The organism is Salinibacterium sp. NG22, assembly GCF_015864925.1.
GTDB lineage: Bacteria > Actinomycetota > Actinomycetes > Actinomycetales > Microbacteriaceae > Rhodoglobus.
This window is the reverse complement of sequence record NZ_JADYWG010000001.1, coordinates 651,517-670,255: the sequence shown is the minus strand read 5'-3', so window position 1 is coordinate 670,255 and position 18,739 is coordinate 651,517. Positions and strand designations below refer to the sequence as shown.

General features: G+C 58.7%; 18 protein-coding genes and 1 pseudogene. 6 read left to right on the top strand and 13 right to left on the bottom strand.

The window, feature by feature from the left end; translation table 11 throughout:
* Positions 1 to 14 precede the first annotated feature (14 nt).
* The 3 genes from I6E81_RS03235 to I6E81_RS03225 all read left to right on the top strand — a co-directional run bounded on the left by I6E81_RS03235 (position 15) and on the right by I6E81_RS03225 (position 3,100).
* Positions 15 to 1,187 carry a DUF262 domain-containing protein gene (locus I6E81_RS03235; RefSeq protein WP_197105962.1) on the top strand — a complete coding sequence of 391 codons (1,173 nt, stop codon included), beginning with the start codon at positions 15 to 17 and terminating at the stop codon, positions 1,185 to 1,187.
* 2 nt (positions 1,188 to 1,189) lie between these two features.
* The gene (locus I6E81_RS03230; RefSeq protein ID WP_197105961.1) at positions 1,190 to 1,720 is read left to right on the top strand and encodes a HEPN domain-containing protein; all 531 of its coding nucleotides are present in this window, start codon (positions 1,190 to 1,192) and stop codon (positions 1,718 to 1,720) included.
* A 510-nt stretch (positions 1,721 to 2,230) separates the two neighbouring features.
* Positions 2,231 to 3,100, top strand: coding sequence for a TIR domain-containing protein (locus I6E81_RS03225; RefSeq protein WP_197105960.1), 870 nt, complete (start codon positions 2,231 to 2,233; stop codon positions 3,098 to 3,100).
* A gap of 749 nt (positions 3,101 to 3,849) precedes the next feature.
* Here I6E81_RS03225 and I6E81_RS03220 read toward each other — a convergent pair.
* The gene (locus tag I6E81_RS03220; RefSeq protein ID WP_197105959.1) at positions 3,850 to 5,205 is read right to left on the bottom strand and encodes an NAD(P)/FAD-dependent oxidoreductase; all 1,356 of its coding nucleotides are present in this window, start codon (positions 5,203 to 5,205) and stop codon (positions 3,850 to 3,852) included.
* Positions 5,198 to 5,500, bottom strand: coding sequence for a thioredoxin family protein (locus I6E81_RS03215; protein WP_197105958.1), 303 nt, complete (start codon positions 5,498 to 5,500; stop codon positions 5,198 to 5,200). The genes I6E81_RS03220 and I6E81_RS03215 overlap by 8 nt, the downstream gene beginning before the upstream one ends.
* 54 nt (positions 5,501 to 5,554) lie before the next feature.
* Here I6E81_RS03215 and I6E81_RS03210 point away from each other — a divergent pair, with 54 nt between their 5' ends.
* Both I6E81_RS03210 and I6E81_RS03205 read left to right on the top strand, forming a co-directional pair.
* On the top strand, positions 5,555 to 5,959 hold the full coding sequence (locus tag I6E81_RS03210; RefSeq protein ID WP_197105957.1) for a heavy metal-responsive transcriptional regulator: 405 nt from the start codon (positions 5,555 to 5,557) through the stop codon (positions 5,957 to 5,959).
* A gap of 35 nt (positions 5,960 to 5,994) precedes the next feature.
* Positions 5,995 to 6,162, top strand: coding sequence for a hypothetical protein (locus I6E81_RS03205; RefSeq protein ID WP_197105956.1), 168 nt, complete (start codon positions 5,995 to 5,997; stop codon positions 6,160 to 6,162).
* Between the two features lie 119 nt (positions 6,163 to 6,281).
* Here I6E81_RS03205 and I6E81_RS03200 read toward each other — a convergent pair whose 3' ends face one another.
* The 8 genes and pseudogenes from I6E81_RS03200 to I6E81_RS03165 form a co-directional block, all read right to left on the bottom strand.
* Positions 6,282 to 6,785, bottom strand: coding sequence for a hypothetical protein (locus I6E81_RS03200; RefSeq protein ID WP_197105955.1), 504 nt, complete (start codon positions 6,783 to 6,785; stop codon positions 6,282 to 6,284).
* Positions 6,786 to 6,858: 73 nt separating this feature from the next.
* Positions 6,859 to 7,326: a hypothetical protein gene (locus I6E81_RS03195; protein ID WP_197105954.1), complete on the bottom strand. Its 468-nt coding sequence runs from the start codon at positions 7,324 to 7,326 to the stop codon at positions 6,859 to 6,861.
* Between the two features lie 305 nt (positions 7,327 to 7,631).
* Complete coding sequence (locus I6E81_RS03190; RefSeq protein WP_197105953.1) at positions 7,632 to 10,532, bottom strand: BTAD domain-containing putative transcriptional regulator; 2,901 nt, start codon at positions 10,530 to 10,532, stop codon at positions 7,632 to 7,634.
* A gap of 607 nt (positions 10,533 to 11,139) precedes the next feature.
* A complete protein-coding gene (locus tag I6E81_RS03185) occupies positions 11,140 to 11,619 on the bottom strand; it encodes a hypothetical protein (protein WP_197105952.1) in 480 nt (159 codons plus the stop codon).
* A gap of 79 nt (positions 11,620 to 11,698) precedes the next feature.
* Complete coding sequence (locus I6E81_RS03180; protein WP_197105951.1) at positions 11,699 to 12,565, bottom strand: CPBP family intramembrane glutamic endopeptidase; 867 nt, start codon at positions 12,563 to 12,565, stop codon at positions 11,699 to 11,701.
* Positions 12,566 to 12,677: 112 nt separating this feature from the next.
* Positions 12,678 to 12,968 (bottom strand): annotated as a pseudogene (locus I6E81_RS03175) (globin); the annotation flags it as partial.
* Between the two features lie 19 nt (positions 12,969 to 12,987).
* Entirely contained in the window at positions 12,988 to 13,479 is a 492-nt protein-coding gene (locus tag I6E81_RS03170) for a DUF1643 domain-containing protein (protein ID WP_255529002.1), read from the bottom strand.
* Positions 13,480 to 13,766: 287 nt separating this feature from the next.
* Positions 13,767 to 14,138, bottom strand: a complete 372-nt coding sequence (locus tag I6E81_RS03165) for a globin (RefSeq protein ID WP_197105949.1) — start codon at positions 14,136 to 14,138, stop codon at positions 13,767 to 13,769.
* On the opposite strand from I6E81_RS03165, the gene I6E81_RS03160 reads away from it, so the two are divergent.
* Positions 14,125 to 14,319, top strand: a complete 195-nt coding sequence (locus tag I6E81_RS03160; RefSeq protein ID WP_231603848.1) for a hypothetical protein — start codon at positions 14,125 to 14,127, stop codon at positions 14,317 to 14,319. The two genes, I6E81_RS03165 and I6E81_RS03160, sit on opposite strands and share 14 nt — an antisense overlap.
* A gap of 214 nt (positions 14,320 to 14,533) precedes the next feature.
* On the opposite strand, the gene I6E81_RS03155 is transcribed toward I6E81_RS03160, so the two are convergent.
* The 3 genes from I6E81_RS03155 to I6E81_RS03145 are packed head-to-tail and all read right to left on the bottom strand — an operon-like array spanning position 14,534 to position 18,619.
* Positions 14,534 to 15,346 carry a Cof-type HAD-IIB family hydrolase gene (locus I6E81_RS03155; protein WP_197105948.1) on the bottom strand — a complete coding sequence of 271 codons (813 nt, stop codon included), beginning with the start codon at positions 15,344 to 15,346 and terminating at the stop codon, positions 14,534 to 14,536.
* Between the two features lies 1 nt (position 15,347).
* The gene (locus I6E81_RS14590) at positions 15,348 to 16,253 is read right to left on the bottom strand and encodes a pentapeptide repeat-containing protein (protein ID WP_197105947.1); all 906 of its coding nucleotides are present in this window, start codon (positions 16,251 to 16,253) and stop codon (positions 15,348 to 15,350) included.
* The gene (locus I6E81_RS03145) at positions 16,250 to 18,619 is read right to left on the bottom strand and encodes an AAA family ATPase (RefSeq protein ID WP_197105946.1); all 2,370 of its coding nucleotides are present in this window, start codon (positions 18,617 to 18,619) and stop codon (positions 16,250 to 16,252) included. Before I6E81_RS03145 ends, I6E81_RS14590 begins: the two co-directional genes overlap by 4 nt.
* Positions 18,620 to 18,739: the final 120 nt, after the last annotated feature.

Here is an 18,739-nt window from a genome sequence, read left to right as displayed (position 1 = left end):
ACCGGAGGTCAGCAATGAGTGAAATTCAGCAAGAGTGGCTTGAGTCCGGCGAGACCGACGAGACTGACGAGAATTTAGGTCAAATTGACGAATATGATCTGACGTCATCTCCGAACGATTTCAACGTGAAGACAATCTACGATTTCATCGATTCAGGTGCGGTCAAGATTCCTGGGTTTCAACGTAACTATGTTTGGGATATCCGCAGAGCCAGCAAGTTAATCGAAAGTCTAATAATTGGCTTGCCTGTTCCTCAGGTATTTCTCTATGAGGAGGGACGAAATAGCTTTCTCGTGATTGACGGGCAACAACGCCTGATGACGATCTATTACTTCATCCGGGGACGGTTTCCTCGCCGTGACAAACGTGTTGAGATACGACGGATTCTGAGCCAAGAAGGTCGGATACCTGACGCTATTTTGGAAGATAACGAGTACTTCGACAACTTCAATCTGCAGCTCTCCGAAATCTCGCCCGGGCGACCAAACAAATTCAACAAGTTGAATTACCACACGCTCGACGACCACCAGCTGCAGTTCAATTTGCGGACGATTCGAAACGTCATCGTCAAGCAAGTACGCCCCTCAAACGACGATTCCTCGATTTATGAAATGTTCAATCGGCTAAACACTGGCGGCATTTTGTTGACGCCGCAGGAAATTCGGTCGAGCCTCTACCATTCGAAGTTTTACGACGCACTCGCGCGCATCAACTTGGATCCTCGCTGGCGTCGCCTTCTTGCGCAGCCCGATGCGGATTTACACATGCGCGATGTGGAAGTGCTCTTGAGAGGAATCGCGATTTGGAAGAATGGCGAGACATATTCGCCGTCAATGGTCAAATTCCTGAATCGCTTCTCCAAAGAGGCTGGAAAACTCGACGAAAAGACGATGGACGAGATCGAGACTGTCGTCGATAAGGTATTGAACGCGCTCGACGGGCTACCTCGTGCTCCGTTTTTGACCAAGCAGCAGCGTTTCAGTCTTCCCTTCTTCGAGGCGGTGTTTGCTGTGGCGGCGAAGAAATTTGAGTCCGGAGAGGCCTGGACTTTGGATGCCGAACTGCTCCAGGAGCTGGCAGATTCGGAAGAGTTCCAAGGGTTCACGCAGGAGCAGACGACGAACACTAGTCATGTAAAGGGACGATTGAACGTGGCAGAACGGGTACTCAACCGGGCCAGGGGTTAAGCATGGCCGGGCCGGTAGACGAGCTCAAAGCACATCATGATGCGCTTCTTGCGCATCTCGAACAGGAGCCCTCTCTCGCGGTTTCAACTCGGGCGGTGCTTTCGAAAGCACTTTTGCTCGCCGGAGCCAGCGAACTAGAGGTGGACGTTACACGGATCATCGAGGACTATTTTTCCGAAGTGACGAGCAATAACTCGACTGCGACCGCCTTTGTCGCGAAGGCGGCGTTGGCCCGCAGATACCACTCATTTTTCCAGTGGGACGGGAATAATATCAACTCATTTTTTGCGCTATTCGGCCCCGATTTCAAAGAATACGCCAGCAAATTGGTCGGAAAGAATTCTGATCTCGAGAAAAACATTCGAGGATTCTTGCGGATCGGTTCGGAGCGCAATCTCCTAGTTCACGGAAATTTCGCGGCCTACTCTTTGACATTGACATCCGATGAAATCTATAGGCTCTATACCGAGGCCGCAGGATTCAGGGACGCATTGCCGGGCATTTTGCGACGAACGGAAGCCCACGAGGTGTAGAGCAGGCCGTCTCTTTGAGTCTTCGCTGGAATTAGGCCGCGACGCCCAAGGATGGCTTTGGTCGGGCCGCTAGAGTTCTCGTTCGCAGTTGCATGCACTGCAATTCTCTTCTCTCCCGTGAGTCGATGTTGGCCTGTGGCCCATGGAAAGCGTACCGGCGGCTGCAATTTCACAATCGTGCGTTACTTGGCCTGCCATGCCATTTTTCATGGCCGCGAGGTCTTATCGGTTGCGCTCCGTGCTCCAGTTCTCTTTAGGTCTTCGTCTATTGCCGTCGAATATTTTGCAGGTACACCTCAAACGTATTGACCATGGCTTGAGCGGCACGGTTGAGGCATGACCAGTTTTCGGCATTCTGAATTCCGCTGCGACTGCGTGTTTTTGGCCTAGCGCGAAATGCATGAAAAGTGAACGTGCTTGCGGCTCGATCTGCTTCCTGGAACGTCTCGCTTGCGGACAAGCGCTAGCGCCTATGATTTGGTCTAGAGAAACGACGTGGGAGGGGCTCGAGTGAAGGTATTCGTAAGTTGGTCCGGGGACGAAAGCCGAAAACTGGCGGAGGGTATTCGCGCGTGGCTTCCCCAAGTGCTTCTCCAGAACGTAGAGGCGTTCGTTTCCAGTCAGGATATCGAGAAGGGATCTCGCGGGCTTAGCGTAATTGCGAATAACCTCGACGACACCGACTACGGAATCATCATTCTCACTCAAGCCACACAGGATGCGCCTTGGCTCAACTTCGAAGCAGGGGCCCTAGGGAAGTCGTTAGGCGAGTCGCGTGTCTCGCCTCTGCTGGTCGATCTAACGCAAGCAGATGTGACCGGCCCGATCCAGCAGTTTCAGATGACCAGCCTCGCCCACATTGAAGACGTGTGGAAGCTGGTCACTGACATTAACAAACTCGTTGACAATCCGGTCCCACTGGCTCAGATGCGAATCCTCTTCGACAACGCATGGCCGGCGTTTGAGAAGGCGATAAAGGTTGCGCAGAAGGGGGCAGGCCCCGCTAAAACGACAAGGCCGTCCCAAGAAATCCTCGATGAAATCTTATTCAGAGTTCGGAACCTCGAACGCCGATCGAGCCCTCAGCCGCGCCGCATGGGACCCTCCGGCCTTACCCGCGAGGACGAGCACAAGCTCGTCCTTTTGGTTCTCGGACTAATCGATTCCCCGAGCGCTGAGAATCTTCGAGCAGGAATTAAGGTCGGAGCCTCGGGCCCGATCGTGACGGTGTCGGTACCCCGTGACGCGCGGCCCGACCTCGACGGCTTGCAGCAGATTGCAAACGACGAGAATGTCCGAATTGAACTCGACGAGCTCGGAATAATCGTTGAGCCCCATGGCAGATTTCGTGATCCCGCCGCTGGCAAGCAGGCGGATTAGTGTAGTACGCAAAAGGAGCACTGACCATGCAATTACGTCTCAGCGACGAACACCTCGAGCTGATGGACCGCATTCGGCCTGTCGACGTACCCAATGTCCCGTGCTCTGAATGCGTCCCTTCTGTCGACGGACGGATGATCACCCACACTGATGAATGTCCACTCATGCGAAGCATCGAGGGCGAGTGCGAGAGTGACCGAAACTGGTTTGATTCTCACCCGGCGGCCGAGTTCTTTTATAGACAGATTTGTTGGGCTGAGGCCGCAGAGCTCGCGGCGGTCCACCCAGAGCTATGCGCTGCTCTTCCGGAAAACCACAGACTGGTCGCCCAGGGGAAGGTTCGCGTTGAGCGGGTTGCTGATGGGGTACGTATTCGTCGGTTCGAGGACATCTACTTCGTGGTTGAGGCATCCTGAGATCGATTTCAACCGTTTCAGGCAATCATCGATTCAGTAATCGCGCGTCCACTTTTTTGCAGTTAGTCCTCAAGCGCGTTGACCCCTCGTACCGGGCACGGACATGGTGAGCACCGATTTCGGCGTCGTACGGTCGTGGCAGAGCTCGATGGTATCGAGAGGTACCAGCCTGTGGGGTGAGCAGCGGCCACGAGCGTCTGGGGTCACTGTGAGGTGGGCAGCTTACGAAAATGGAGTTTCTCGCATTCCAGGCTTTACGTCTTCGCGCCGCCCTAACGCCGGTCTAAGGATCTGGCTCGACAACAGGCCCGCCACTCCGGATCCATCACCGCCTCAGACCATCGACCCCAAGTCTGACCCCGTCGACGGGTACGCGGCGGTTGTCGCCTTGATCTGGCGGGTGGTGAGGCCGTTCTTCATGGCGAGAGCGACCGTGTTGGCGAGTTCGGCGTAGTCGTGGCCGAGGAGGTGGGCGCCGATGATGCGGTCGGTGCTTTTGTCGACCAGGATCTTTGTCGCACCGGTCGTCTCGCCAATGCGGTAGTTGGAGAACCAGCCGCTCGTGTCAGTGAAGCGCACATCAACGTCGAGGCCGCTCTCCTTGGCCTCGTGCTCGAGCATGCCGACTCTCACGAGCTCCGGAATGGTGAACACCGCAGTGGGAATGGCGCTGTAATCCGGTGTCGCCGAATTCGGCTTCAGCATGTTGGATGCCGCGATCTTCGCCTCGAACACCGCTACCGGTGTCAGCGGCATCCCTGGGGTGTCTGCAGCATCGCCAGCCGCGTAAACGTCAGGGTTCGTGGTGCTCTGGAGGTGCTCCGAAACCTGGATGCCGCGAGGGCCGAAGGCGACATTGGCCGCTTCGAGGTTCAAACGACCCAGGTCTGCGGTGCGCCCCGCACCGTGCACAACAAGGTCAACATCCATCGTGGATTCTGTGCCGCCCTGTTGCGTCGTGACGCGGAATCCTTGGGCGAGTTTCTCGACGCTCGCAATGGTCGTCTCGCGACGCACCGCGACGCCGGCGCTCTCGCCACGCTTGAGCAAGAGTTCGACGAGGTCTGGGTCGAAACCCTTCAGCGGGATGCGGCCGCGGTCGATCACCACTGGGGTGCTTCCCGCGCGGGCTGCAATGTGCGCAAACTCGAACGACACGAAGCCGCCGCCAATGAACGCAATCCGTCGCGGAAGCTCGGAGAGGTTCAGGAAGCCGGTGCTGTCTATGAGGTGCTCGTGGCCGGGGAAGTCTAGCTCGCGGGGCACCGCACCCGTCGCGATCAAGAATTTGTTCGCCTGAAACTTCGTGCCGTCGATCTCGATGTGGTTGGTGTCGATGAACGTCGCGATCCCGTGCAGGGTGTCAACGCCGGCCGCCTTGAGGCCCTTCTCCATGCTCTCGGGCACCGGATCGGTGAACCCGTGCTTGTGCTGCATGAGGTCAGCCCAGTTGACGCTGAGGTCATCCGCATTGACTCCTTTGCCAGCGAAGAGGCGGGCAGAATCGACGATCTCTGCAGCGCGCCGAAGGATCTTCTTGGGGTCGCATCCACGAAGCGCGCACGTGCCGCCATAGGGGAGTGCATCCACAATTCCGACGCGCCACCCGCGTGACGCCGTCTTCTTCGCGGCGGCAATGCCGGCCATTCCGGCGCCGATCACGAGCAGGTCATAGTTGTTGTCACTCATGGCTGTTCAACTTCTCTCTCAGCTGGTCGATGGTGGGTGCGCCGGCAAAGCCGTCCGGAGTGATGTAGCGGCGGCATGCGAGCCCGACCGGGGCATCCGGCTGGGCAAAGGGATCCACACCATCGAAGAGGATGCTGGGCGACCCGCGGAACCCCACACGCTCAGCTTCTTCAACCGTGTCGACCAGGTGTCGCGACACGGTGATCTGCGGGAACTCCTGTACGAGTTCGTTGATGTGCTGATCGGCAACCTTCCAGTTGGGGCAGCCCTCGAAGTATTGCAGCGTGATTTCCATACCTTCACCGTAAACCTTGAAGTGCACTTGAAGGTCAAGCGCTAGTCTTGCCCCATGCTTATTGGAGAAGTCGCCGATCGTCTGGATGTTCCGCGCCACACGATTCGTTTTTACGAAAAGCAAGGGCTTCTGCCCGAGCCTCAGCGGCAAGGCAACGGGTATCGCGACTACGATCCCGCCGTTGTCGACCGAGTCACGTTCATCCGCAACAGCCAAGCCGCGGGGCTCACGCTGTCGGAAATCATGAGCATCCTGTCGCTGCGGGATGCCGGCGAAGCGCCCTGCACCCACGTCTCAAGCTTGCTCGAACACAAACTAGAAGGCGTGCAGGAGCGCCTGAAAGACCTAGCGGCGCTCGAAGCGGAGCTGAAGCAACTCATCAACCAGGCGCAAGCTCTCGACCCGGCCAACTGCAGCGAGGCGGAGATTTGCACGATCATCCCGGGCGCCCAACGCTAGTGGAGTTTCTCTTACTTTTTCCGTAGGGTGGGCGGATGATTGGTCAAATTGGGATCGTAGGAATCGTCTTCAACGTCGTTTTCTTTGCCGCAGTACTTGTGCTCGTTGTGCTGGCTATCTGGGCTCTCATCCTGTCGATAAAGGCACTGAAGAAGTACCTCGGGCAATCGAACGCGACGGACTCGGTCGATCAGAATTCGTAAATCTCGGTGAGCTCATCTGACAGCAGCACCGTGTACGGAAGGCCTCGCAGAGCATCCGCATCAGCCTAGATGTCGTGGCTGCTGTATCGCGATCGACGGTCTGAAACGGTTCATCGCTGCTACTCGTCCGTAACATTTTCGAATACCTGATACATGACGCGCTGTTCATCTTCGTCGGCGTACGTACTAACGCTGATCTGGTAAGCGTCGTTCGAGAACATGCCCGCGATCAGGTACGAGTCACTCCACAGGGTCTCTTCGAACCCCGCTTCAACAATCATCTTGCGCGCGGCTTTGACCGACGATTTTGCGTCATCGACGATGAAAGTTACCGTCCATGTTTGTTGGCCTTCGATCGTGAGGCCAACTGCCGATTCAATCTTTCCCTCGATAATCGGGACCTCGTCCGGAAAGTCCTGGGGCATCGTCCCGTTGGCTTCGATGTCAATATCGCTCCCCGTAGCTCCTTCAATAAGCTTTTCCGCACCTTCTTCAGCGATGCCGCTGCCGATTTTGTCAGTTAGCTGGTCAATGGGGTTAGCAAAGCAGCCGCTGAGCGACAGAGTTGTCGCCAGCGCTACCGCGATGATGGTGGACTTGGTGAAGGTGGTGTGTGTTGTCATAGCTGCCGGCGGGCCGGACTCTCTTTTCTCATCGATAGTTGCTGATCGTGCGATGAAGTCTGCAGGTGGTCGCTCAGAGGCAAGCAGGCGAAGTCGCAAGAGTGTTGCTGACACTCTTTATGGCGGACTGGACGTCGTCGGCGTCAAGAATCGCATCGACCTCTCCGGCTTCGAGACCGACAGCGCTGATTGCCGCATCATGATAGATCTGGTAATCCGCGCGTACAGGGTCTGGCAGTTGGTCTGCGTAGGGGGTGGTGTCACTGAAGATGGCGGCGACAACTTCTTCGGTCAGAGGGGCTTGTTCAGCCTGCAAGCGCAACCCCGCTTCAACAAGACCAACCGTGCCAAATGCCGCAATACAGTCTTTGTCGATTTCGGATTCTTCCTCCGCACCTTCGGGCTCAGCAGCAGACTCACTAGGGGTGAGTGCGCTGTCACCATTCGAGACAGTTCCCGTTGCGCATCCGCTCAGGGCGACCCCTAAACCGAGCAGGAACACTAAGGACCAAGGTGCGAGTGAATATTGTCTGTTCTTCATCGTTGCCTCTCTAGGGACTGACTCGAGGAACGTGACGCATCAAACGACGCGCGGTCGCCCGATGCCGTTCACCATTAGTCCCCGAGTAGATGCTGATCCTCAAGACAACCCCATGCCGCTCACAATCGGCTCACACTTTATTTCCCGGGGGCAGCACAGACGCTGCACAGTGGGCGGTGCTCGCCCACTTTCTCACCGTCATTCTGCGTTCGCCTGCCTAGGTCCTCCTCACGTTCAAGGAACGCCGCCGTCATGTGGCAATCGAGAGCAAGGAAGCGCTGAACTGGACGATCAATACCTCTGGATCAAGTAACCCACGAGACCAGAGCAGGTTTTTCGCTGAGCAATTGCGCGACAGCGGAACGCTGATGTTTCAGTTGGTCAGGCAGGCCCTCAGCACCGGAACCCGCGATCAAGGACACCCAAGTATCCGCCGCGGTTGCTACGAGCCCCAGTTCGCGTGCGTCGCGAGCAATCTCGTTGAGTTCGATCGCGTCCCCAGCGACATTTGCTTCACCGTGACGCAAGAGCAGGGTGAGTAGACCGCCGCCAGCAATAGCATGTGCCTCGCCCAGAACCGCCACAGCTTCGTCCATTTTGCAGCCTATGCGGATCGCGCAATGCGCAAGCATCCCCGCAAAGTAGGTGTGCTGTGCCCAGAGCAACCACTGCGCCGTCTCCACTAGCGTGTGTGCAGCCTCTTCGCGATGCCCCTCGGCCCAGGCGCTTCGGGCCTCAGCCCAAACGCGGAGCATCACGACTTTGGGGTCGCTGGACGCTGCCGCGGGGATGCCATCGAACATTGCTCGTGACTCCGCGCTAGGGTGCCCCGCGGCCAGAGCGCTTGCCGCTGTGAGCGCTTGTGCCGCGGGAAGGAGACCGGTCGCATCACGCCATTCGAGGTGCTCGACGGCAGACAAAGCAAGCGTGTAGGCCTGCGACGCATCCCCGGAAAGCAACTCACTGAAACCGAGCGCGTACTCCCACTGCCCCAGCGACTCAGGAGCACGGGCACTCGCCTCAACGATCTTCTTTCGAAGTCGATGCTGAGCCGCAACAACGTCACCCGAGTTCGAGAGAGCCATAATCTCGGTGAGGGTGATGAGGGCAGCGCCACCGGGAACCAAATCGATGATTTCTTCGGGTACCTGGTGAAGTTGCGCGAGCACCCTATGAGCTTCATCAAGCGGGCCTGTGATCACTCCCGAAACGCCAATGATGATCAGTCCCGACGCATCCGCGACATCAGAGGTGATCGCGGGAGGCGACTCAACCTCGCCGCCCATCCCCGTCCCCGTTCTTGTCCCTGCCACCGCAGACCAGCGCATCCGCCCGCGGTGAAGCTGAGCTAATTCGCCCGGCGCTTCGACCAAGCTGAGCGCTCGTTCGATAATTTCTAGTGCGCTCCTTGGGTCCTGAAGCCGAAGACCGCTGTGCTGCGCATGGGCCAACGCGACGGCCGTGATTTCGGCCTCGGAAGCAGCGTAACGGTGTGCGTTGCCAAAATGAGCGTCAGCAGCATCCACCATCCTTAGTGCTGAAACTGCAAGTCCGGCGAGCCTGTACGCGTGAACATTTTGGGGATCCTGCATGATCACGGCTTCGACTGCTCGGAGGGCGAGACGTTCATCGAATGCCCCAAGAGCCATTTCGGCAAGCGCCATCGTCGCAGGGATATCGATCGGGTCACCAAGATCGAGTGCCAGAATATGGGCACGGAGTTGCGCCCGTGGCATGTCTGAGGCCAAATCGCTCTTCAGGACCTGCACAACTTCGCGGGTGAGGTCATTCCACAACGCTTTCGAGAATCGGGCGCGAAGAACCTCAGACTCTAGTGGATTCTTGAGGCGCCACCGCCCGCCATCGGACAACACCAGCACATCTGCGCGTACCAGAATACGTCGCTGCGTAGCCCCCAGAGCCTCACCGGGATACTCACCGGCGATAGCCACTAGCGCCGCGGCTTCAACGCTCGCATCCTCGAGCCCGTCGAACCGCGCGCCGACCAGTTGCGCTAGCCGAGGCGACGGGGCGGGATGTCCACGCAGTTCCCAGCCGTGTTCGGTCTGCACTAACAGCCCGTCCGTCAGCGAACCCGCAATGATCTCACGCACATGAAAAGGATTACCGGCGGCGGCATCGAGGATGCTCAACCGGGAGTCAGGAGTCAGAGGCCCTCCAGTGATGCTGACTGCTAGCTCGTAGGCCTCCCCGTCGCTCAGCTTCTGGACTGAGACCTCAGTGAGTTCGCCGCTGTCGTACAGAGCTTGTATTTCGGCCGGAGCCTCGGTAAGGCTCCGCGCGACCATAATCGTAGGGACGCGAGAGGTGCTGATGAGTTGCGTAACGACGAAGAGGGATGACTCATCCAACTGATTCACATTGTCGACGAGCAGAACCGTAGTAGATCGGTGACGAGTGAAAGAGTCGATCAATGCTGCAGGTGTTCTCCACCCCTCTGAGAAGGAACCCGCAGTACCGGCAAATACTCCGAGCGGTATCGAGCGGCTGAGCGTACTCGCGGACAAAAATGGTGTCAGGCAGTGCTGAGCCTCAAATCGTGCCCGAGCTGCCCGGAGCAGGTGGGTCTTCCCGATCCCTGCAGGTCCGGTGACAATCAATGCTCGGTGCTGCTTCACTAAAGTCGCGAGCGTCTCCGTGTCATTCGAGCTCAACGCCAGGCCTATTGCGGGAGGTCGCCCGAGTTCCCTGGTGATTTGGGACAAGACCGGCGTTGCTACCGGGAGGCGTAAGAGTGATTCTGACGGTTGTTCCTGCAAAATGCGCACATGCAGCTGCCCAAGTTCGCCACTAGGTTCCACACCGAGCCGATCGGTGGAAATCGCGCGGGCGCGCGCAAAGACGTCGAGAGCTTCTTGCGCGTGACCACGTCGATACAGCGCAGTCATCAACTGACCCCAGTGTCGCTCGAGCAGGGGACTCTCTTCGACCAGCGCGGCGAGTTCAGGAATAGCAGTGGATTCGCGCCCGAGTGCGAGATCGATATCGATGCGGTCTGCCAGCGCCGAAGCCCGCAATTTCTCAAGTCGCGCTGATTCTGCTTGAAGCGCCGAGGACTCAGGTAAATCAGTGAAAGCGGCCCCGCGCCACAGCTCGAGCGCCTCGTGAAGACGCTCGGATGCTTGGACGAGACCACCGTCGGCGAGGAGCCAGCCGCCTTCCTCCCTCAGATTCTCGAAACGCATAGTGTCTGTGTGAAAACCTGTCGGAGCAAGACTGTAACCCCCGTTGACGAGCCCAATCTCGAGCGACGGAAGAGCTGACCTCAACCGAGACACTCGCGCTTGTAGCGCATGAGCAGGATCACGGGGAGCAGTCTCATCCCACAAATCACCGCACAATCGGGATGGAGAAAGAGGGCGGCCTCGGGCAACGACCAGCTGAGCGAGAAGTGCTTGCTGTTTGGCTCCACCGAGACGGTAATTCTGCGCACCCCGACGAACTTCTACCGGCCCGAGAACGAGGATATCCAGCATCAGCACACCCCCAACCGTCGCGCGTGAGATTAGGTTAGCAAAGTTCAACTGCCCTCAGGCGGAAAGATCATGGCGACCGTGCTGAGGGCAATAAGTAGTGTTGATTTAGCTGGAGGTACGGGGCTCGCGCCGTCGACGATGCTTGTCTTTTGACCGGCATCGTAGGATCGCCGGCCAGATGATTGGTCACATCGGGGTGCTCGGAATGGCCATCAAGCTACTTTTCTTCGCCGCCGTAGTCGCCCGAGATTGACCAACACTCTTTCGGATCTCATTTCACGATCACAGGCGCTGTCGCTGTGAAGACCGCCGTCGATCAGAACTCGTAAATCTCGGTGAGCTCATCCGACAGCAGCACCGTGTGCGGAAGACCGCGCAGAGCATCAGCATCAACCGAGATGCCTCTCAGTTGTGCGGCCTCGGCGTAGCCTTCCCAGGGAAAAGAATCGGGTTTCGCGGCGTCATCGTTCCGCACCAGATCGAGAACCTCGGAGATCACATCGGCTGCGGATCGTTTCCACGAAACGACGTCGCCACCCCCAAATCTGGATGTGGTCACTCCGCGATCCATATCGAGACGGATCATTGAATCATCGGAGACCCGCAGGTACTGGGTCATCTTCATGCTCATGGTTGGTTGGGTATTTTCTGGAGCTGGAACATCGAGCTCGCAGATGATGACCAGACCGGTCACCGACAGCGTGGACATGTCGAAAGGGAGACGATGCAGGATCTCCGAGCTAGCGGCTGCGCGCCCGATCGGCGCGTAACTGCCCTGCTCATCGCTATCTGTCATGGTGTGTAGCAGTGTAGATCGTCCTCGTCGCGCTGCGAAATGAAGCGAACTACATTGCTTACGGTGATCTTGGCCGGGGTTATGTTGATAGCAGCGCGGCGGCCACCGCCCAGCCGTTAACGATGACGTGGATCGCGATGATGGCTGTGAGGTTTCGGTAGCGCCACCACATCACGCCGAGGAATAGCCCGAAACTACCTTGAAGGACGATGAATCGAGCAACGTCCAGCACAGCATCTCCGGTGCCATGTGACCCGGCGTGCATGAGGGCGAACAGGAGAGACGTGATTACTATCGCGGGCCAGGGGCCAAAGGCCGCTTCGAGACGAGTCTGAATCCATTTTCGGTAGAAGAGTTCCTCTCCGATGCCCGCAGTAACAGCGGTTGCCAGCGCACCGACCACCACATAACCGCGATCCATCCCCGTTATATCGAACGGGGGGTTCCACGGTGCGACCTGCGATAACACTGTCCAAACGAGAACCACAATCGCCGGGGCCCACCATCGCGAAGAGTTCTTATTCCACTGGATGCGCACACTCCGTCTCCAGATAAGCACCAGCATGCTGGGAACGATCATAAGAATTACGAGCTTTCCGAGGACGTAGAACTCACCCAGAAGCGGAACAACGAACGCCAAAAACGGAAAGGCAAGTGCGAGCACGAGCAGCGCAATTGTCGTGATGAGAAATGGGCGACGTTCTCTCACGACAGCCGGGCGAGGCAGCGAAGGTCGTGGCAGGAGCAGAGTAAGCCCGATACCAACAGCGGTGGGAAGCAGAATCACCCAGTACGCGACTGGTTGTGCGCCGGCGTCGGACGACACCGGTGTGCCTGAGGGCGAGAGCGTCAGCACGATCGACAAACTCACGATCCACAGGGCTGCCCCGGCCAATACAATCCAGCGTCCGAGCAGCGGATTCGTTATTAGTGGCCGATCCCTCATGAATTAGCCCGCTTTCGCTAGTGTGCGAATATCCTACAGAATTCTCCGCTCGGGATCGCCGAAGTCGTGCCTTAGGCCAGGCGCTCGTTCTCCGGTCCACCGATTTGCCTTGCTACTCCTCAAACGTGTTGACCATGGCGTGCGCGGCGCGGTCGAGGTACGCCCAGATTTCGGCGTCGTAGAGCGGCGGCAATTCGAGAGTGTCGAGGGCATTGCGCATGTGGTGCAACCAGCGGTCACGAGCATCCGGGTTCACCTTGAAGGGCATGTGGCGCATGCGCAGGCGGGGGTGTCCGCGTTCCTGGCTGTAGGTGTTCGGGCCGCCCTAGTACTGTTCCAAGAAGCCCGTCAGGCGCTGGATCGCACCCTCGAGATCGGGCTGCTCTGGGTACATCGGCAGCACTCTTCGACTGGTGACGCGCCTACGGCGTCGCTCGCGGCAGGTACCGCTTCGGGCCGAGCATCGCGAGAGGTCTGCCCGGCGGGCTCGGATGGCGCGGGTTTCCTTTCACCGTCAACGGGTCAAGCGTGAAGGCTCGCACACCGACGCGATCAAGCGTTGCCAGAATGTCAAGCTGCGCGCGCCTTAACGTTTGATGCGGCATGTTTCCCCAACCAGCCAGCACCTCAGTGATGTTGAGGTCTCCGAGCACCTGCTCGATCGCCGTGCAGTTCGCGGCAGAGAGCGCTGAGTCGTAGGGAAGGAGATACTTCGGCTTCGGCGAGCGTTCGGGATAGAGGTTCAGCATGACCCATCCCGAGTAGCCGTGCTGCTTACTCGCGTCGATGAGTCTGAGCACGGTCTTGTCCGCCGCTGAGCTCTTCGCGTGGGACGGGTTCATGCAGATCGCTACCAACGGGGGAGTCGCTGGCGAAGAGCTTCCAATCGAGCCCAGAGCGAACCGGTGGGTCAATGACTCCGGCCTCGGCTCCCAGAAATCAGGATTCTGGCCAGCAGGATACGCGATCAAGACGTCACTGCTGTCGTCTTCGATATCTCATCCGAGAGGACTGTGTGTACGGTGCCCACCGACACACCGATTGCGCGAGCAGTCATTCGGATCGACTCTTCCTTCTCTCTTCGCTCCGTGCCCGATCGGCACGAAACTGCGCTGCTGGTCATCATTATCACCTGTCACGGTGCGTCGTCGTTTAGGAGTTCCGCGTTGCGCTGCGAACTGACTTGCTCTTGGCGCTGATGCTACTCCTCAAATGTGTTGACCATGGCGTGCGCGGCACGGTCGAGGTAGGCCCAGATTTCGGCGTCGTAGAGCGGTGGCAGTTCGAGGGTGTCGAGGGCGTTGCGCATGTGGTGCAACCAGCGGTCGGGAGCCTCCGGGTTCACTTTGAAGGGCATGTGACGCTGGCGCAGGCGGGGGTGGCCGCGTTCCTGGCTGTACGTGTTCGGGCCGCCCCAATACTGTTCCAAGAAGCCCGTCAACCGCTGGATCGCACCCTCAAGGTCGGGCTGCTCCGGGTACATCGGCAGCAGCACCTCATCCGTTGCCACGCCCACATAGAACTCGTGCACGAGCTTTTCGAACGTGGCGCGACCGCCGATGAGTTCCCACATCGAATCGGCCGGAGCTTTTTCGAAGGATGTGATTGATGCCGTGCATTTCGATATCGACGACCTGGATGATCTGCGCGCTGAGGCTCGGGATGCCGCTGGGCTCGGGTTCACGGCGACGGCCTGCATTCATCACTCTCAGGTCGCTAATGTGCGCGGAAGTCATGCTCCCACGGTCGAGTAGATCGCGTCAGCACGGGCACCACCTCATGCCACAGTGGAATCTGAGCCCAGTCGGTTTCCAGAGTCGACGCGGCCACAATCACCACGCGGACTGAACTCAGGACAAGTCCCCGTCGGGTATAGAGCTCACGCCGCATTGTCATGTCCAAGGCGTAGGCCATCGAGCTTGGCCGCTACGCAGCCCTACTGGATTATTACGTGAAGTAGGGCGACCGCTAGCCGCGGTTCGCAGTAGAGAGCCAGGATTCGAGATACTGGGCGACACCATCATCGTGGTGAGAGGCGGTGACCACAGTGGCAGCAGCTAACACCGCGTCTTTCGCGTTGGCCACGGCGATCGAGGTTCCGACTACATCGAAAGCGGGCAGGTCGTTGTAGTTGTCCCCGAAGAAGTAGCAGTCGCTGACATCCACCCCGAGGTCGGCTTCTACTGCACGCAACCCGCTGCCTTTGTCGCACTCTGCGTTTGCGATCTCGAGATAGGTGGGCTTCGATCGATAGGTGACCACATCGCTCACCGTGGAAAGGGATGCCTCGATCTGATTGATCAGATGCTCATCCCCCATGCACATGATCTTGTGCGGCGGCATGGTTGTGATCGCTCCACTTGAAGCATAGAACTCGGCTTTCTCCGGACGCGGCTGCACGCCCGTGTTGTTGATTTCACGGTCGGCCCAGCGGTCGTCGGCCCACACATGCCAATCGTCGCCGGAGTAGAAGCTGCCGTGAACGCCAAGTCGATCGCACAGCTCATAGATCTGGATAGCGGTGTTCGGGGGAATTGGCGTGTTGCGCACCACATCACCGGAAGCAGACAAGACCAACCCCCCGTTATAGGCGATAAGCGGCGCATTCTCACCGGCGTACAGGCGCTCTAGGATACGCATCGATGCTGGCATGCGTGATGAACACAGAACGAAGGTGTGGCCAGCGTCGCGGACATGCCGGATGGCTTGAATCGTGCGTGGGGAGAGGGTGCGCTCCGGGTTGAGCAACGTTCCATCGATGTCTGAGCAGAAAACAGCCATGCTAATTTACTCCCGTTGTGGTTCGGTAGGATTCGGGCCAGCGGGTTTCGCTGTTGCTCCGAGGCTTATTGATGATGGTGCCGATAGTCACGCAGTCGCGCAAGTCAGTGCCACGCAAGTCGGGCTCATCCCAAAGCGCTGAACTGAGGTCTGCACCCCGGAGGTCGGCACCCGAGAAGTTAGGCCGGACGAGGTGCGAGGCCACGAATTTAGCCGCACGTAGGTCGGCGGAGGGGAACATCGTGCCTGTACCCTCGGCTCGGCCAAGGTCGGCTTGCTTGAGATCGCTGCCGACGAAAGTGGCGCCGTCCAGAAGCGCGTTATAAAACCTAACGCCCGACATGGGGCACCGGACGAAACTTGCGGACGTCAGCACAGACTCTCCAAAGTTGGCGGCAACGAACGAAGACTCAGTCGATGAAAATGATTCGGCGGTGGCCGACCGCAAGTCGCATCTCGAGAAGTTGGCGTCGGCGGCGACGGCACCCGAGAGCATCACGCCCACAGCGGAAACGCCGCGCAGGTCGGCCCGGTCGAGCACAGCGTCAGTTAGGTCGGCCGCAGTCAAATCACGTCCCGCTAGCATCACGCTGGAAAGCACCCGACCGCGCAGACGCACACCAGTCAGGTCCTCAGAAGCAAGCAGGCTGGCCAGGAAGCGCTGCTCGTCGGCGGCGGCGGCGTCCCTGCTGGAGGTATACCGCGCGAGCGAGCGCTCAATGACGATGATCCCGAGTCCAACGATCGCGCTCACGAACAGGCTCACCCCGAGGTCCGTGTATTTGTCGCCATCGATGGGACCGCCGACCCACAACACGACACTGCCCGCCAAGGCAGCGAGGGCGACCGCAAGGATGAGGATGAGGGTGAGGGTGTTTCGAGGTCGCCTGTCTCTGATCTTCGTCACTCGGCGACAATTTCTCTAACGATGGCCAGTCTCACGCGAGCCGCACGGTCTTCTTCGCCGTTTGCATCGAGTTCCCGAGCGGCCACTTCGAGCACGTCGTGATCGGTCAGGTCGCGCTGCCCTGTCGCCAGCCGCAGTCGCTCGAGCGCTTCGGCGGTGCGACCGAGCCGCAGCGCCGTCTCGCCAAGGACTAACTCGGTTTCGTGGATTCCCTGAGAAAATCCGATCTGCCGGTGGTCCCGCAGTGCGCGCTCCGCCAGACCCCAAGCTGCCATCAGGTCGGCTTCAGATTCCGCGATTGTCATGAGGATCGTCGCTCGATACTGGGTCGCGATTGCCTCAGAGCGAAGGGACCCAACCTGCGCACTCCACGCGAGCACTCGATCCACGATTTTGAGCGCCTCGACGGGCTCGCCAGCAAGGCGCAACGCCTTTGCGTAGGGAATTAGAAATCGATGCTCGGAAACGCGGGCATCCGCGGATTCGATCGATTGGCGGTAGAGCGATACTGCGTCGGATAAGTCGCCGGACACCCGCGCCAGCTTCGCCTTGTTGCGCAAGACTCTCGCGAGCAGGGGGCCCTTGGACAGCTTTCGGTGCAGGCGGTATGCCTCTTCGACGTTCTCGACATATGCCGCTCGGTGCCGCTGTGACTCAGCAGGATTGATTCCCGACTGGCGCTCGTACTGACGTCCATGAAGTTCTGCGAGGTCGCACATGACCTCACAGAGAGCGACCTCGTCATCGAGGTGCACAGCTAGGTCGCGACTGGCGTCGTACGCAACCAACGCCTGAGTCACCTCGCCGTCGAAGAGCAAGGCGTCCCCGAGTAAGTTGAGCGCCAGAACTCGGATAGTGGATGCCACGCCCGCGCCGGTCAACTGCTTGAGCACTTCACCCGCTCTTGCCGCCTCACTCGCCGCAAGCAGTGCGCCCGCGAGTTCTAGTTGGATAGTCTGCCGCGAGTCGTCTCCCGATAGCACGGCTCCAGTTGATGCTTCAATCGCCTTTTTGAAGAGCGCAGCGGCGTCGGACGATGATCCTGTAGCTTGGGCGTTCCTTGCGGCCTGTAAAAGATACGGGAAAGCGTCAGCGTGGCGAGCGGCCAAGAACAGATGCTCCCCGATGAGGGCATCCCAGTCTTCGTTGGCCGTCGTCACGAGCTCGGAAAGGACTGCGGCCACCTGCGCGTGAACCCGACGGCGGCGCAGTTTACTCAACGACTCGTACAGAACATCGCGGATTTTGCCGTGTGAGAACTCGAAACTTTCGTCGTCCTGGTCAAGCTCGCGAATAAGATCGAAACTCAGAAACTGCTCGACGTCGCGCAGTATTTTCTCTTCCCCCGCTTGCATCAGGCCGGAGAAGACCTCGAACGCGAATCGTCGGCCTACGACAGCCGCGATCTCGAGTTCACTGCGTTGCTCGACATCGAGTAGGTCGAGGCGGGCAGCGATCACCTCTTCGACTGTGTCCGGAATGGCCCATTTCTCGACGTCGTCGCCGAACGTCCACGCCCCATCGGTGATGGTGAGCGCCCCCGGGGAATCATCCGCGTTGGGTGAGCGAAGCATCCGGAGGACTTCGCGGGTAAAGAGGGGGTTTCCTTCAGTTTCGGTGTAGAGCTTGCGATAGAAAGACGCAGGCAACGATGTCTTTCCCGCGAGGATGTTGTCGACGAGCGAATCGAAGTTGCTCTCGTCGAACCCCTTCAGCTCGAACATCGTGCACACGCCGTCCATGCGACGTGCGGATGTGAGCACTGGTCTAAGAGGATGAGCCGAAGAAGCGACGAGGTCAGTCCGGTACGCACCGAAAAGGACCACTTTGCCCTCATTGAGGCGGGAGACGAGGCAGATCAGCGCATCGGCGCTCCCGACATCGAGGTGCTCAAGGTCATCGATAAAGAGAAGGATCGGCCGCGCACCGGGCTTTGCGAACCTGCCGAGAATGATGTTTGTGAAGGTCGCGACAAGCGCTTCCCGTCGACTGGAGGGGTCTGCATTAACGGACTCACTAACCGAAGCCATCTCGGTCTGAGGAGAGTCCTCGCCAAACAGTTCGGCGATCGCAGCACCCGTCGCTCGCCCGCCGGCGACTTGGCGCACCAACTCTCTAGTCGGAAAGTAGCTCATTCCCTCGTGGAACGGCTCGCACGCTGTTCGAAAGACGTCGAACCCCTGTTGTGCGGCACGCTCGAGCACGACGCTCGCTAGAGCTGACTTGCCGACGCCACTGTCACCGCCAATGACGATTACTGCCCCAGACGGAACTGCGTCCCCTTTGGCTACCTCGCTGAGCCGCGCGCTTACGGCTGCCAGTTCGGAGACTCGGCCGTAAATGGAGTTACCGGTTCGGGAATCCACGGACAGCCCCTATCATGAGTGCGGATTGTACATAGCGAGATTGGTCAATTCCCAAACCTTATCGTGACGCGAGTGCAGTGTGGAGAATAATCGAGTGTTCGTCGGATAAGAGACGTTGAT